We start from the raw sequence: 15042 nt of genomic DNA on the forward strand, positions 1-15042 counted from the left end.
AGATGGTGGAGAGAGACGAGAACACCGGCAGGAGGCGTCCCAGCCTCTTCGAGCGGCTGACCGGCCGCCGTGCCGAGCCGAACGCGGCGACGGGGACCGGCGGCACGCCCGCGCTCCCCGCGACCGCGACCCCCGAGGCGAGCGGCACGTCCGCCGCCTCCGAAGCGAAGGGCCACACCCTGAACGAGAACGACGACACCCGTCCCACGCCCGACGAGCAGGAGGCGCCGGTCGTCCGACGCTCCCGCCGTGCGAGCACCGCCGCATCCGCTCCCGCGGTCGCCCAGCCGGACGACGCCAGCGTCGACGCGTCCGCCTCGGCCTCCGCGCCCGCGGACCCGATCGATCAGGTCGCGGCGGGCGAGCAGCCCGAGGCGCCCGCCGCGCGCGCCCCGCGGAAGCGCGCCCCGCGCAAGGCCGCGGTCGCTGCCTCGCAGGAGGCGCCCGCCGCCGACGTCCCCGACACGGTCGTGGACGCGCCCGCGGTCGCCGAGCCGACCGACGAGCCGGTGGAGGCGCCCGCCGCGCCCGCCCGCACGGTGCCCTCCCTCTCCGTCTTCTTCCAGGCCCCGGACATCGCGCCGCTGCCTCCCCGCCGCGAGCGGGACGACCGCCGCGACGACGCCCGCGACGAGGACGACGACCTCGACCGCGACGAGCGCCCGTCGCGCTCCTCGCGCCGCGGCGTCCGCGGACAGGATCGCGGGCAGGACCGCTCCTCGGACCGCGGCACCGGCCGCGACGGCCGTGGCCGTGACAGCCGGGACGACGACCACGACGACGAGGACGACTCGCCGTCGGTCCGCCGCCGCGCGCGCCGCCGCTCCGGCGAGGAGGGCCGCGACGGCGACGACGCGCCCGGCACGGTCGTCAAGGTCCGCACGCCCCGCGAGCCCGAGCTCATCACCGAGCCGCAGCGGATCAAGGGATCCACGCGCCTCGAGGCCAAGAAGCAGCGCCGTCGTGACGGCCGCGACGCCGGCCGCCGGCGCCCGGTGCTCACCGAGTCCGAGTACCTGGCCCGCCGCGAGTCCGTCGACCGCAGCATGGTCGTGCGCTCGCGCGACGGCAAGATCCAGATCGGCGTGCTCGAGGACCACGTGCTCGTCGAGCACTACGTGGCCCGCGCCGACGAGGCGTCCCTCATCGGCAACGTCTACCTCGGCCGCGTGCAGAACGTCCTGCCGAGCATGGAGGCCGCCTTCATCGACATCGGCCGCGGCCGCAACGCCGTGCTGTACTCCGGCGAGGTCGACTGGGAGGCCGCGAACGCCGACAAGGGCGGCGGGAGCCACGCGCGCCGCATCGAGGTCGCGCTCAAGCCCGGCGACCGCGTGCTGGTCCAGGTCACGAAGGACCCGGTCGGCCACAAGGGCGCCCGCCTCACCAGCCAGGTGAGCCTCCCCGGTCGCTACCTCGTGTACGTGCCCAACGGATCCATGAACGGCATCAGCCGCAAGCTCCCGGACACCGAGCGCGCGCGCCTCAAGAAGACGCTCAAGGAGGTGCTGCCCGAGAACGTGGGCGTCATCGTCCGCACGGCGGCGGAGGGCGCGACGGAGGAGCAGCTCAAGCTCGACGTCGAGCGCCTCACGTCGCAGTGGGCCGAGATCAGCCGCCAGGTAGAGAAGGCGCAGGCGCCCGCGCTCCTGCACTCGGAGCCCGACCTGCTGCTCAAGATCATCCGCGACGTCTTCAACGAGGACTTCCGCGAGCTCGTGATCGACGGCGGCGACGCCCAGGAGATCATCGAGGGCTACCTCCGCGGCGTGGCGCCCGACCTCATCGACCGGGTGCAGGCGTACTCCGGCGAGAGGGACTCCTTCGACCACTACCGCATCAGCGAGCAGATCGAGAAGGCGCTCGACCGCAAGGTCTGGCTGCCGTCGGGCGGCTCGCTCGTCATCGACCGCACCGAGGCCATGACCGTGGTCGACGTCAACACGGGGAAGTTCGTCGGATCCGGCGGCAACCTCGAGGAGACCGTCACGAAGAACAACCTCGAGGCCGCGGAGGAGATCGTCCGCCAGATGCGCCTGCGCGACATCGGCGGCATCATCGTCGTCGACTTCATCGACATGGTGCTCGAGTCCAACCGCGACCTCGTGCTCCGCCGCCTCGTGGAGTGCCTCAGCCGCGACCGGACGAAGCACCAGGTCGCCGAGGTCACGTCGCTCGGGCTCGTGCAGATGACCCGCAAGAAGCTCGGCCTGGGGCTCCTCGAGTCGTTCTCCGAGAACTGCGAGACCTGCGCCGGTCGGGGGATCATCATCCACCACGACCCGCTCATGGCCCACAAGCAGACGCCGCAGGAGCCCGTGCAGGGCCAGGGTCGCCGTCGTGGCGGCAAGGGCCAGCAGGAGCACGGCACCGGCGGGGGCCGCGGCAACGGCGGCGGCCAGGCGCAGCAGCAGCAGCAGCGCACGCCCGCGGCCAGCACGCACAGCATCACCGACGACGCGCGCTCCGCGCTCGCCAAGATCGCGACGAGCACCATCCAGACGGTGAACGAGGCCATCGACCGGGTCGAGGACGCGGTGCGCACCCCGGACGGGACCGCCGAGGTCCCGGAGCGGACCGAGCCCGCCCCGGTCGAGGACCAGCCGCGCGGCGACCGCCCGCGTCGGAGCCGAGGAGGACGGGGACGCGCGTCGTCCGCGACCGCCGAGGCACCGGAGCGCCCGGAGCCGCAGGCAGCCGTCGCCGACGCGCCGGACGCTCCCGCCGAGGACCCGACGCCGGCCGACGCGCCCGTGGAGGAGCCCGCCCTGTCGACGCTCGAGCCGCGCGAGGCGATCCGCCTCGAGCCGGTGCAGATCCTCGACATCCCGGTCGCGAGCGCCCGCACGGCCCCGCGCCGCGTGAGCTCGGCCGACGCGGAGCAGCTGCTCGGCTCCGTGCTCGACGCGCTGCCGCAGCCCAAGGAGCCCGGACAGGGGCGCTCGCGCAGCCGCCGCGTCTCGACCGCGACGCTGACGACGCCCGCCCCGGCGGACGACGCGAGCTGATCCCGGCCGCCCCCGCGGCGGCCGCACGACGGAGGGCCCGGAGCTGACGCTCCGGGCCCTCCGTCACTTCCGGGCCCCCCTCAGGCGCTGGGGGGACCTTCGCTCGCGCTGGGTGACCCGCAGCCCGCTCGCCTGGAGACGGCGCACGAGGTCGCGGTTGGAGACCGGCACGGCGCCGCGCGCCACCAGATCCGCGTACCGGTCCTCCGGCACGTCGTAGTGGTCGCGGTCGAAGGCGCGCTCCGGGATCCCGGCGGCCCGGGCGAAGGCGTGCAGCTCCTCCAGGGAGGCGTCGCTCACGAGGTGCGCCCAGAGCGTGCCGTGGGCGGGCCAGGCGGGTCGGTCGAGGAGCACGCTCATCCTGCGAGCATAGGCAGGCGGCACCCGGCCGCGGCCCGTCCGGCGCTCCCGGCGGAGACCGGACACGCGCGACGCGCCCGGAGAGCATGCGCCGGTCCCGCGGTCGGCTCGCGTATGATCGAACGAGGACGCCGGGGGTCCGGAGTTTGACCCCTGTCCGGCGTTCCGGTAACGTGAGTCGCTGGCATGCGCCGATCCCCGAGATCGTGCGCCTGCCGCAGACTTCCTCCAATGATTCGGGCCACAGGGCGTCAAGTCCCCAGTGAGTCAAGCCCGCGAGAGAAAACAGGTACGGAAAAGTGGTTTACGCAGTTGTGCGCGCCGGCGGTCGGCAGGAGAAGGTCGAGGTCGGGACCATCGTCACGATGGACCGGGTCAAGAACCAGCAGAGCGGCAAGGTCGTGCTCCCCGCGGTCCTGCTCGTCGACGGCGACACCATCACCACGGACGCCGCGAAGCTCGCCGACGTCACCGTCAGCGCCGAGATCCTGAACGACCTCCGCGGTCCCAAGATCGTCATCCAGAAGTTCAAGAACAAGACCGGGTACAAGAAGCGCCAGGGGCACCGCCAGGACCTCACGCGCGTCCAGGTCACCGAGATCAACTAGCACCTAAGAACGCAGGGAGAAGCAGATGGCACACAAGAAGGGCGCGAGCTCTACCCGCAACGGCCGTGACTCGAACGCCCAGCGCCTCGGCGTGAAGCGCTTCGGCGGCCAGGTCGTCGGCGCCGGCGAGATCATCGTCCGCCAGCGCGGCACGCACTTCCACCCCGGCGTCAACGTCGGCCGTGGCGGCGACGACACGCTGTTCGCCCTCTCCGCCGGCTCGGTGGAGTTCGGCGTCAAGGGCGGCCGCAAGGTCGTCAACATCGTCGTCCCGGCCTAGCGCAGGCCGACAGCACGGACGCTGCTGCGGCTCTGCCGCGCAGCACTTCAAGGGCGGGCCTCGGCCCGCCCTTGTCTGCGTTCCGCAGGGAACACCCCTAGAAGAAACGAGCACCAGCCATGGCGACATTCGTCGACACCGTGACCCTCCACCTGCGGGCGGGAAACGGCGGCAACGGCTGCGTCTCGGTGCGCCGCGAGAAGTTCAAGCCCCTCGCGGGCCCCGACGGCGGCAACGGCGGCAACGGCGGGGACATCGTCCTCGTCGCCGACCCCCAGGTCACCACGCTGCTGGCCTACCACCGCGGGCCGCACCGCTCGTCCCGCAACGGCGGTCCGGGCATGGGCGACCACCGCCACGGCACGCTCGGCGAGACGCTCGAGCTCCCCGTCCCCGTGGGCACCGTCGTCAAGGACGTCGACGGCAACGAGCTCGCCGACATGGCCACCCCCGGCATGCGCTTCGTCGCCGCCGAGGCCGGCCAGGGCGGGCTCGGCAACGCCTCCCTCGCCACCACGAAGCGCAAGGCCCCCGGCTTCGCCCTGCTCGGCACGCGCGGCTACGAGGGCGACGTCGTCCTCGAGCTCAAGGTCGTCGCCGACGTGGCGCTCGTCGGCTACCCGTCCGCGGGCAAGTCGAGCCTCGTCGCCGCCATCTCGGCCGCCAAGCCCAAGATCGCCGACTACCCCTTCACCACGCTGCACCCGAACCTCGGGGTCGTCGAGGTCGCCGACTCGCGCTACACCGTGGCCGACGTGCCCGGCCTCATCGAGGGCGCGAGCGAGGGCAAGGGCCTGGGCCTCGAGTTCCTCCGCCACGTGGAGCGCTGCTCGGCCCTCCTGCACGTGCTCGACTGCGCCACGCTGGATCCCGGACGCGACCCCATCTCCGACCTCGACATCATCCTCACCGAGCTCGCCGCGTATCCCGTGCCCGCCGGCCAGGTGCCGTTGCTCGAGCGCCCGCAGCTCATCGCGCTCAACAAGATCGACGTCCCGGAGGCGCAGGAGCTCGCGGAGCTCGTGCGCCCGGAGCTCGAGGCCCGCGGCTACCGCGTCTTCGACATCTCCACGGTCAGCCACGACGGCCTCCGCCAGCTGTCCTTCGCCCTCGCCGAGCTCGTGGAGGACGCCCGCACCAAGGCCCTCGAGGAGCCGGAGGCGCCGCGCATCGTCCTGCGCCCCCGCGCCGTCAACGAGAAGCCCTTCACCATCCGCGTCGACGGCGGCAGCTACGGCGACATCTACCGCGTCCTCGGCACCAAGCCGGAGCGCTGGGTGCAGCAGACCGACTTCACCAACGACGAGGCCGTGGGCTACCTCGCCGACCGGCTCGCGAAGCTCGGCGTCGAGGACGGCCTGTTCAAGGCCGGCGCGGTCGCCGGGTCCAGCGTCGTCATCGGCGAGGGCAGCGGCGTCGTGTTCGACTGGGAGCCCACCCTCACCTCCACCGCGGAGCTCATCACGAGCCCCCGTGGCGCGGATGCCCGCGTGGATCCCGTCAACCGCCGCACCAACCAGGCACGTCGCGAGGACTACTTCGCCCGCATGGACGCCAAGGCCGAGGCCCGCGCCGAGCTCGTCCGCGAGGGCGAGGCCGGCCTCTGGGCGGACCAGGACGGGACGGACGAGGACGCGCCCTCGGACGAGAAGGAGTAGCGGGTGGGCACGGCCTCGCGCGCCGGGATCGCGTCCGCGCGGCGCATCGTCGTGAAGGTCGGGTCGTCCTCCATCAGCGGGGAGAACGCCGGCCGCATCTCGCCCCTAGTGGACGCGATCGCGGGCGTCCACGCGCGCGGCGCCGAGATCGTGCTGGTCTCGTCGGGCGCCATCGCCACGGGGATGCCCTTCCTCCGCCTGGACGACCGTCCCGCGGACCTCGCGACGCAGCAGGCCGCCGCCGCGGTCGGCCAGAGCGTGCTGATCTTCCGCTACCAGGAGAGCCTCGACCGCTACGGCATCGTCGCCGGCCAGGTGCTCCTCACCGCCGGCGACCTCGCCGCGCCCGACCACCGGGAGAACGCGCAGCGGGCGATGGAGCGGCTCCTCGGCCTCCGGCTGCTGCCGATCGTCAACGAGAACGACACCGTGGCGACGCACGAGATCCGGTTCGGCGACAACGACCGGCTGGCGGCGCTCGTCGCGCGCCTGGTCGACGCCGACCTCCTGCTCCTCCTGTCCGACGTGGACGCGCTCTACACGCGGCCGCCCGAGGAGCCGGGCGCACGGCGCATCGAGCACGTGGACTTCGGGGACGAGCTCGAGGGCGTGGAGATCGGCAGCACGGGCACGGGGGTGGGTACCGGGGGAGCGGTGACCAAGGTCGCCGCCGCGCGCCTGGCCGCCGAGGCGGGCACGGGCGTCCTCCTCACGTCGACCGCGCAGGTCGCAGAGGCCCTCGCCGGCGCCCACGTGGGCACCTGGTTCGCGCCCCGCGCCTGAGCGCGCGAGCGTCCCGGCGTCGCACTCGGGCGCCGCCTCGGCCTGGCTAGGCTGCCGTGCATGCCCTCGACCGCCTCCGGCGCCCCCGCCGTCGTGCCCGCCGCCCCTGACCGTCCAGCCGATCCGCCGCGGGATGCCGCGCTGGAGCGGATCCTCGAGTCGGCCCGCGCCGCATCCACGGCCCTCGCGGCCAGCACGTCCGGGCAGCGCGCCGCCGCGCTCGACGCGATCGCGACGGCCCTCGTCTCCGCCGCCGACCGCATCGTCGCGGCCAACGCCGAGGACCTCGCGGCGGGCCGCGTCTCCGGGCTGGCCGCCGGCCTCCTCGACCGGCTGACCCTCGACGACCGGCGCATGGCGTCCCTGGCCGACGCCGTCACCGGGATCCGCGGCCTCGACGACCCGCTCGGGCACGTCGTCCGTGGCCGCACCCTGCCGAACGGCCTGCTGCTCTCCCAGGTGCGCGTGCCCTTCGGCGTCGTCGGGGCGATCTACGAGGCGCGCCCCAACGTCACGGTCGACATCGCCGCGCTCGCGCTGAAGAGCGGGAACGCCGTCGTCCTGCGCGGCGGATCCGCGGCCCTGCGCACCAACGCCGTCCTCGTCGAGGTCATGCGCGGCGCCGTCGAGCGGGCGGGCCTCCCCGCCGACGCGGTGCAGACGGTCGACGCGCACGGCCGCGCGGGTGCCGCCCGGCTCATGCGGGCGCGCGGCCTGGTCGACGTCCTCGTGCCCCGCGGATCCGCCGAGCTCATCCGCACCGTGGTGGAGGAGTCGACCGTGCCCGTCATCGAGACCGGTGCCGGCGTCGTCCACGTGTACCTCGACGAATCGGCCGACGCGCGCATGGCCGTCGACATCGCCGTCGACGCGAAGGTCAGCCGCCCGAGCGTGTGCAACGCGATGGAGACGCTGCTCGTGCACCGGGACGCCGCCCCGCGGATCCTCCCCGCCGTCCTCGACGCCCTCCGCGACCGGGGCGTGACCGTCCACGGCGACGCCGCGGTCCGGGACCTGTGGCCCGAGGCCGTGCCCGCGACCCACGAGGACTGGGCAGCCGAGTACCTGTCGCTCGACGTCGCGGTGCGCGTCGTCGACCGCGTGGAGGACGCGATCGCGCACATCGCCCGGTGGTCGACGCACCACACCGAGTCCATCGTCACAGGTGACCTCGCCGTGGCCGAGAGGTTCCTCTCCGCCGTGGACTCGGCCGTGGTCATGGTCAACGCGTCCACGCGCTTCACGGACGGATCGGAGTTCGGCTTCGGCGCCGAGGTCGGCATCTCCACGCAGAAGCTGCACGCGCGCGGTCCCATGGGCCTGCAGGAGCTGACCAGCACCAAGTGGATCGTGCGGGGGAGCGGCCAGGTCCGCGGCTGACGGCACGCCCGGCTGCGGGGTGCGCCCCGCGCGGGGGGGCCGCCGGTAGGATTGCAGGCGCCGCCTCCGCTCGACGGGGCGTGCCACGAACGGAGACCCCATGCACGCGCTGACCACGACCATCCTCGCCGACACCGAGCACGCCATGGAGCTCGCCGCGCCCCTCTGGGTGTTCCCGGGCGTCGCGGCGGTCGCGTTCATCGCGCTCGGCGTCGTGATGTTCAGCTTCCGCGACGTGAGCAACCGCCACTCGGAGAAGTGGGGCAAGCCCCCCGTCGCCGAGCAGGGCCACGGCACCGCCGACTCCACGCACTGAGCGCGAGCACCCGCCACATGACGACAGCCGCGACCCCGCGCCTCCGCATCGGGGTCATGGGCGGCACGTTCGACCCCATCCACAACGGGCACCTCGTCGCCGCGAGCGAGGTCCAGCAGCACCTCCAGCTCGACGAGGTGGTCTTCGTCCCCACGGGGCAGCCGTGGCAGAAGCAGACGGTCACGGACGGCGAGCACCGCTACCTGATGACCGTGATCGCGACAGCGGCCAACCCCCGCTTCACCGTCAGCCGCGTCGACATCGACCGGGCGGGCACCACCTACACGATCGACACGCTCCGCGACATCCGGCGCACGCACCCGGACGCGGAGCTGTTCTTCATCACGGGCGCGGACGCGATCCAGCAGATCCTCGGCTGGAAGGACGTCGCGGAGCTGTGGGACCTGGCGCACTTCGTCGCCGTCACCCGGCCGGGGCACGACCTCACCGAGAGCGGCCTCCCGCACGCCGACGTAAGATTGCTGGAGGTCCCGGCGCTGGCGATCTCGTCGACCGACTGCCGGAGCCGAGTCGGACGCGGTTTCCCCGTGTGGTACCTCGTCCCCGACGGAGTCGTCCAGTACATCTCCAAGCACCACCTGTATCGGAGCCCGCAATGACCCCCTCCCACGACGCGCCCGACACCGGGCCGACCTCGTTCGACGACGGTCCCGCTCCCGCGACGCTCGGCCTCAGCCGCCGCGAGATGCGTGCGGCCGAGCGCGCCCGCGCCCGTGAGCTCGGCATCGACGAGGCGGGCGACGCCCCGGTCGAGGAGACGGCGCCCGTCGAGGACGGCGCGGACGCCGGACGGTCGGAGGGCCAGTCCGCGACGGACGCCGGGTCCGCTCCGTCGGAGGACCGGTCCGGGAACCCGGCATCGCCCGACGACGAGGGATCCGAGCCCACGGCCGAGGAGACGCCCACCCCCGAGGCCGCTCCGCTCACCGCCCCCGGCGTCGGCCCCGACACCTCGGCCATCCTCCTGTCGGGCGGCGTGCTCACCCGCCGCCAGCTCCGCGCCATCCGCGAGGCCGAGGAGGCCGCCCGCCAGCAGCGCGGCTCCGAGCACGAGGACCCGCAGGAGCCGGCGGCCTCTCCCGAGCCGACGTCGGCGCCGGCCGCCGACGACCGTGCGGCCGCGGCCGCGGCCGTCGACGACGCGCCTCCGGCGTCATCCGACACCTCCGTCCCGCCGTACGTCCGCTACGGCCGTGGATCCCGTGCCACGCCGCGCCCCCGTGCTCCCTACGGGAGCGCGTACCGCCGTTCCGTGCCGGCGGACGCTCCCGAGCAGCCCGAGACGCGTGAGGACGCACAGGCCGAGGCGGAGACGCCCGCCGTCGCCGAGGACGCGCCCGTCACCGCCGCCCCTGCCGCGGCCCCGCAGGACTCCTCCGCCCGGACGCCGTCGGCCTGGCCCTTCGCGCCGATCGTCCCCACGGGCGACGCCGCCGGTCGCGACGTCGACGCCTCGGGCGAGCAGCCGACCGTCCCGCCGCTGGCGGCCCACGTGCCGAGCCGCGACGAGGATCCGCGTCCCGCACCCGTCCTCGAGCCGACCCCGTGGATCACCGGGCCCTCGCTCGAGCCCGCGTTCGGCACGCGCGCATCCGCGGCAGCCGCCGAGGGCCTCGACGTCGCCGGCGCGCGCGACGAGACCGCCGAGCCGGACGCCCCGGCGGTCTCGTCCCCGTCCGCGCCCGAGGCCAGCACGCCTGACGCCCGCGCGCCGTTCACGCCGCCGACCGGTCACTGGTCGGTGCAGGACCAGGTCGACGAGGACCAGCCGCACACCGGCAACCACTTCATCCTCCCTACCGTCCCGCACGCGGGCGACATGCAGCAGGCGCTGAACAGCACGGGCGAGATCATCATCACGGGGTCCATCGACCTGCCCCGCAGCCTCGGCTCCATGGGCACGCACCCGGACCGCTTCGACACGGCCGACATGGACCGGATCCTCGAGCAGGGCGACGACCACGACCACGCCCACGCCGGATCCGACTCGGAGCCCGTGCGCGCCAGCCGCGCCGTCAGCACCCACACCTCCACGCGCGCCGTCGTGCAGCCGCCGCCCCGCAAGCGCTTCACCGCGCCCGTCGTGGCGGCCGTCACGGCAGGCGGGGTGGCCGTCATCGGCGCCGGCCTCGTCATCGTCGCGTTCATGACGAATGTATTCTGATCGCTGATGCACCACCCCACCCGTCCCGGAAGGACTCTGTGACCGCTTCTCCCCGCGCCCTCGACCTGCTCAAGGTCGCCGCCTCCGCCGCCGACTCCAAGCAGGCCATCGACCTGGTGGCGCTCGACGTCTCCGGGCCCCTGCCCCTCACCGACGTCTTCCTCATCGCCTCGGCTCGCAACGAGCGGAACGCGCAGGCGGTGGCCGACGAGATCGAGGACAAGATGATCGAGGCGGGCGCCAAGCCGCTGCGCCGCGAGGGGAAGAGCGAGGGACGCTGGATCCTCCTCGACTTCGGCGACGTCGTCGCCCACGTCTTCACCGAGGAGGACCGCATGTACTACTCGCTGGAGCGCCTCTGGAAGGACTGCCCGGTCGTCGCCCTCGAGATCGAGCCGACCACCTCCGCATCCTGATCGTCCCGCACCCGACGCACGAGGAGCCCGCATGAAGTGCCCCAACGACTCCGCGACCCTCGTGATGAGCGAGCGCAGCGGCGTCGAGATCGACTACTGCCCCGACTGCCGCGGAGTGTGGCTCGACCGCGGCGAGCTCGACAAGATCCTCGACCGCGCGGAGCAGGAGACGCGACCCGCACCGGCGGCCGCCGCGACCGCCCCGGCCGCGCCGCTCGGCGGATACCCGGATCCCGGGCGCGACGACCGCCGCTGGGACGACGACCGTCGCCGTGACGAGGATCGTCGCCGGGATGACGATCGAGACCGGTCGTACGGATCGCGCGACGGGCGCGACCGGGGCGCCTCCGGGTACCCGGCAGCGGGCGGGTACGGACAGGGCGACGGGTACGGCGGGAAGCGCCGCAAGAAGGAGAGCTGGCTGAGCGAGCTCTTCGACTGAGGCGACGCCGCCGGTCGACAACCGACGAGGATGCCCTGGTCATGGGGCGGTCGGAATGTGTAGTAATGTAGACGAGTCGCTTCCGCAGGGAAGCGGATCACGGGTCTGTGGCGCAGTTGGTAGCGCACCTGCATGGCATGCAGGGGGTCAGGGGTTCGAATCCCCTCAGATCCACCCTCGAGCCCCGCTCCTCCTCACGGAGGGGCGGGGCTCTTCTCATTGCGACGGCGCTGAGGGCGGCACGTCGGGCTCCCCGATCGGGGGACTGTCCTCCATTCGGAGGACGCGGGTACCGTGGCACAGGTCATCGACCCCTGGAGCTCCACAATGTCGCACGCCACCCTGCACCGGACGCACACCACCGACCCGCACCGCACGTCGGTGGTCGGTTCCGCGGTGCTCGGCTTCCTGTCGGCGTTCGTGGTCGGCGCGGCCGTCATCGTGACGCTCCTCATCACCTCGTTCGCCCAGGGGACCGAGGGCTACCCCGGACTGGACGTACCGGGCGTCGTCGACACCCGCATCGACCACGGCAGCGTCGTGACGCAGATCGGCCCGGGCGGCTTCCTCTTCCCGCTGGCCGCCGGGCTCGTCGTCGGCCTGATCGTCGCCGCCGTCGTCTACGCGCGCCAGCGCACCGCCGAGGACTGATCCGGGCCGACCCGGAGCCACCCGCGCGTAGGGTCGACGGGATGCCCCGCCACCCCGCCTCCCGTCCGAGCCCGCGGATCCCGTCGGCGTCGCCGGCCCGCCTCCGCGCGACCGCCCTCGCCGTCGCGGTCACCGGCCTCCTCCTGGGTCTCACCGCCTGCGCGGCCCCGGATCCCGTCGCGCCGACGACGCCGGCGACCCCGCTGCGCGTCGTGTCGCTCGGCGACTCCTACTCGACGGGCACGGGACCCGCCGACCCGGTGCCCGGTGACCCGGGCGCGTGCGGACGCACGGCCGCGTCCTCGGTGCGCGTCGCGGCGGCGCAGGTCGGCGCGGAGCTCGTCGACGCGGCCTGCGACGGCGCCACGACGGCGGATCTCGTCGCGTCGAGCGAGCGCGGCGGGCAGACCGTGCCCGCGCAGCTCGACGCGCTGGCCGACGGCGCCGACGTCGTCCTCGTGCGCCTCGGCGGCAACGACCTCGGCTTCCCCGCGCTCGTCGGCGGGTGCCTGGCACGGGATCCGGAGGGTCCCGTCGCCGCCGGTCCCGCGACCTGCGTGGACGCGCTGGCGCCCGCGGGCGGCACCGACGCCGTCCGCGCGCGCATCGACGGGGAGGTGGCGACGCGCCTCGGCGAGGCCTTCGCCGGGATCCGGGCCGCGGCCCCCGAGGCCCGCATCGTCGCACTCGGCTACCTCAGCGTGCTCGGCGACCCCGACGCCCTGCCCGCGGAGGGCTGCCTGCGGGCCACGGCGTCCTCGGAGGTCAACGGCCAGGTGCTCCTCACCGACCGCGACGCGGTGTGGCTCGCCGGGATCCAGCGCGAGCTCGACGACGCGATCGCCCGGGCCGCCGCGGACGCGGACGCCCGGTTCGTCGACCAGGCGACCCCGACGGCCGCGCACGGCTCCTGCGTCGGCGACGTGGGGGATCCGTACGTCGCGGGCCTCGGCGGCACCGCGGGGGCCGTGCCCCTCCACCCAAACGCGGCGGGGCTCGCCTGGGAGGCGGACGTCCTCGCGGACGTGCTCCGCGAGGAGGCGTCGGCGCTCGACCGCTGACCCGATCCGCCCTCCGCCTCGGCGCGCCTGCGTTCGTGTGGTTTCGTGTGGGTTCGTGTTGCCTTCCGCTCCGATGCGGGCTACAGTGCGAGGACGCGAGGCGCACGTGCCCCACGGAGTCGAAGGAGACCGCCCATGTACGCGGAAGAGCGCCAGGACAGGGTGGTCGCCCTCCTCGAGCGCACCGGCCGCGTGGCGGTCGTCGACCTGGCCCGCGACTTCGACGTGACGACCGAGACGGTCCGGCGGGACCTCGCCCAGCTCGAGGGACGCGGCGTCCTGCGCCGGGTCCACGGCGGCGCGGTCATGGCCGACCGGTCCACGCGCGCCGAGGAGAGCCTCGACACGCGCGGTGCCCGCAACACGGCGGCCAAGGCGCGCATCGCCGACGCGGCCATGGCCTTCCTGCCCGCCAGCTTCGCGGGATCCATCGCGCTCGACGCCGGCACGACCACGGGGCTGGTCGCCGAGCGCGTCGCCGCATGGCGTCCCGACGTGCCCGGCCGCACGCTCGTCGTCGTCACGCACTCCATGGCCGTGGCGCAGACCGTCAGCCGGAACCCCGCGGTCGAGGTGCAGCTGCTCGGGGGACGCGTCCGCGGCATCACGAGCGCGGCCGTCGGCCCCGCGACCCTCGGCCAGCTCGCGCGGCTGCGTCCCGACATCGCCTTCATCGGCGCGAACGGGATCCACGCGGAGTTCGGCCTCAGCACCCCCGACGAAGAGGAGGCGGCCGTGAAGACCGCGTTGACCCGAGGATCCCGACGCGCCGTAGCGCTCGTCGACGCGTCGAAGGCGGGGGAGGAGGCGCTCGTCGGCTTCGCGGCCCTCGACGACCTCGACGCGCTCGTCACCGACGCCGCGCCCGACGGCCCGCTGGCCGAGGCGCTCGACGCCGCCGAGGTGGAGGTGATGGTCGCGTGATCCTCACCCTCACCGCCAACCCGAGCCTCGACCGCACCATCGACCTCGCCGGCGCCCTCGCGCGCGGAGCCGTGCAGCGTGCCCGCGGCGTCGCGGAGCAGCCCGGCGGCAAGGGCGTCAACGTCTCGCGCGCGCTGATCGCCTCCGGCCTCGACACGATCGCCCTGCTGCCCGGCCGCCTCGACGACCCGATGCTCGTGGCGCTGGCCGCCGAGCGGATCCCGCTGGACCAGCTCGACATCACGGGGCGCGTGCGGCAGAACGTCACGCTCACGGAGCCCGACGGCACGACCACGAAGGTCAACGAGCCGGGGCCCGTGCTCACGCCCGCGGAGGCCGACGCGCTCGTCGCGCTCGTCATCCGCCACGCACGCGCGGCCAGCTGGCTCGTGCTCGCCGGTTCGCTGCCCCCCGGGCTCGACGACGACTTCCACGCCCGCGTGGTGCAGGCCGTGCAAGCCGAGCTCGGGGACGCCGCGCCGCGCATCGCCGTCGACTCGTCGGGCGCGCCCATGGCGGCGCTCGTCGCGTCCGACGCGGTCGTCGACCTCGTCAAGCCCAACGCCGAGGAGCTCGCGGAGCTCGTCGGCCTCGACGACCCGGATGCGCTGGAGGCGGACCCCCGGCTCGCCCACGACGCATCCCGCTCCCTCGTGTCCCGCGGCTGCCGGGCGGTCCTCGCGACCCTCGGCGCGCGTGGGGCCGTCCTCACCACGGCCGAGGGCGGGTGGCTCGCCACCATGCCCCCGATCGTGCCGGTGAGCACCGTGGGCGCGGGCGACTCCTCGCTCGCGGGCTACCTGCTCGCCGACCACCGCGGATCCGGACCCGAGGGGCGGCTGGCGCAGGCCGTCGCCCACGGATCCGCCGCCGCGAGCCTCCCCGGCAGCACCATGCCGTCCCCCGACCAGACCCGGCCGGACAGCGTCACCGTCCAGCCGCTCCTCCCGATCGCCGCCGATCGCTGACC

The 15042-nt window shown here is 74.2% G+C and carries 16 protein-coding genes and 1 tRNA gene; 16 read left to right on the forward strand and 1 reads right to left on the reverse strand.

Annotated features, from left to right (window positions below):
- Positions 1-2: 2 nt before the first annotated feature.
- A complete protein-coding gene (locus BFL37_RS08980) occupies positions 3-3008 on the forward strand; it encodes an Rne/Rng family ribonuclease (protein ID WP_086514777.1) in 3006 nt (1001 codons plus the stop codon).
- A gap of 63 nt (positions 3009-3071) precedes the next feature.
- Here BFL37_RS08980 and BFL37_RS08985 read toward each other — a convergent pair whose 3' ends face one another.
- On the reverse strand, positions 3072-3368 hold the full coding sequence (locus BFL37_RS08985) for a DUF4031 domain-containing protein (RefSeq protein WP_086514778.1): 297 nt from the start codon (positions 3366-3368) through the stop codon (positions 3072-3074).
- Positions 3369-3667: 299 nt separating this feature from the next.
- Here BFL37_RS08985 and rplU point away from each other — a divergent pair, with 299 nt between their 5' ends.
- The 15 genes from rplU to BFL37_RS09060 all read left to right on the forward strand — a co-directional run bounded on the left by rplU (position 3668) and on the right by BFL37_RS09060 (position 15040).
- Positions 3668-3976 (forward strand): 50S ribosomal protein L21, encoded by a 309-nt coding sequence (gene rplU, locus BFL37_RS08990; protein ID WP_012038175.1) that lies wholly within the window; start codon positions 3668-3670, stop codon positions 3974-3976.
- A 25-nt stretch (positions 3977-4001) separates the two neighbouring features.
- Positions 4002-4256: a 50S ribosomal protein L27 gene (gene rpmA, locus BFL37_RS08995; protein ID WP_012299161.1), complete on the forward strand. Its 255-nt coding sequence runs from the start codon at positions 4002-4004 to the stop codon at positions 4254-4256.
- 119 nt (positions 4257-4375) lie between these two features.
- A complete protein-coding gene (gene obgE, locus BFL37_RS09000) occupies positions 4376-5914 on the forward strand; it encodes a GTPase ObgE (protein WP_086514779.1) in 1539 nt (512 codons plus the stop codon).
- 3 nt (positions 5915-5917) lie between these two features.
- Positions 5918-6697: a glutamate 5-kinase gene (gene proB, locus BFL37_RS09005; RefSeq protein ID WP_086514780.1), complete on the forward strand. Its 780-nt coding sequence runs from the start codon at positions 5918-5920 to the stop codon at positions 6695-6697.
- Between the two features lie 60 nt (positions 6698-6757).
- Positions 6758-8077 (forward strand): glutamate-5-semialdehyde dehydrogenase, encoded by a 1320-nt coding sequence (locus tag BFL37_RS09010; protein ID WP_241533927.1) that lies wholly within the window; start codon positions 6758-6760, stop codon positions 8075-8077.
- 100 nt (positions 8078-8177) lie between these two features.
- Positions 8178-8393 (forward strand): hypothetical protein, encoded by a 216-nt coding sequence (locus BFL37_RS09015; protein ID WP_086514781.1) that lies wholly within the window; start codon positions 8178-8180, stop codon positions 8391-8393.
- Between the two features lie 17 nt (positions 8394-8410).
- The gene (gene nadD / locus BFL37_RS09020; protein WP_086514782.1) at positions 8411-9013 is read left to right on the forward strand and encodes a nicotinate-nucleotide adenylyltransferase; all 603 of its coding nucleotides are present in this window, start codon (positions 8411-8413) and stop codon (positions 9011-9013) included.
- On the forward strand, positions 9010-10578 hold the full coding sequence (locus tag BFL37_RS09025; protein ID WP_086514783.1) for a hypothetical protein: 1569 nt from the start codon (positions 9010-9012) through the stop codon (positions 10576-10578). The genes nadD and BFL37_RS09025 overlap by 4 nt, the downstream gene beginning before the upstream one ends.
- Before the next feature lie 38 nt (positions 10579-10616).
- A complete protein-coding gene (gene rsfS, locus BFL37_RS09030) occupies positions 10617-10994 on the forward strand; it encodes a ribosome silencing factor (RefSeq protein WP_086514784.1) in 378 nt (125 codons plus the stop codon).
- Positions 10995-11025: 31 nt separating this feature from the next.
- Positions 11026-11436, forward strand: coding sequence for a zf-TFIIB domain-containing protein (locus tag BFL37_RS09035; protein WP_086514785.1), 411 nt, complete (start codon positions 11026-11028; stop codon positions 11434-11436).
- 101 nt (positions 11437-11537) lie between these two features.
- A tRNA-Ala gene (locus BFL37_RS09040) sits at positions 11538-11610 on the forward strand.
- A gap of 153 nt (positions 11611-11763) precedes the next feature.
- Positions 11764-12087 carry a hypothetical protein gene (locus BFL37_RS09045; protein ID WP_086514786.1) on the forward strand — a complete coding sequence of 108 codons (324 nt, stop codon included), beginning with the start codon at positions 11764-11766 and terminating at the stop codon, positions 12085-12087.
- 41 nt (positions 12088-12128) lie between these two features.
- Positions 12129-13148 carry a GDSL-type esterase/lipase family protein gene (locus tag BFL37_RS09050; protein WP_086514787.1) on the forward strand — a complete coding sequence of 340 codons (1020 nt, stop codon included), beginning with the start codon at positions 12129-12131 and terminating at the stop codon, positions 13146-13148.
- A 135-nt stretch (positions 13149-13283) separates the two neighbouring features.
- Complete coding sequence (locus BFL37_RS09055) at positions 13284-14072, forward strand: DeoR/GlpR family DNA-binding transcription regulator (protein ID WP_086514788.1); 789 nt, start codon at positions 13284-13286, stop codon at positions 14070-14072.
- Positions 14069-15040 carry a 1-phosphofructokinase family hexose kinase gene (locus BFL37_RS09060; RefSeq protein WP_086514789.1) on the forward strand — a complete coding sequence of 324 codons (972 nt, stop codon included), beginning with the start codon at positions 14069-14071 and terminating at the stop codon, positions 15038-15040. Before BFL37_RS09055 ends, BFL37_RS09060 begins: the two co-directional genes overlap by 4 nt.
- The last annotated feature ends 2 nt before the right edge of the window (positions 15041-15042 follow it).

Origin of the sequence: Clavibacter michiganensis, assembly GCF_002151125.1 — a bacterium.
GTDB classification, from domain to species: domain Bacteria; phylum Actinomycetota; class Actinomycetes; order Actinomycetales; family Microbacteriaceae; genus Clavibacter; species Clavibacter michiganensis_C.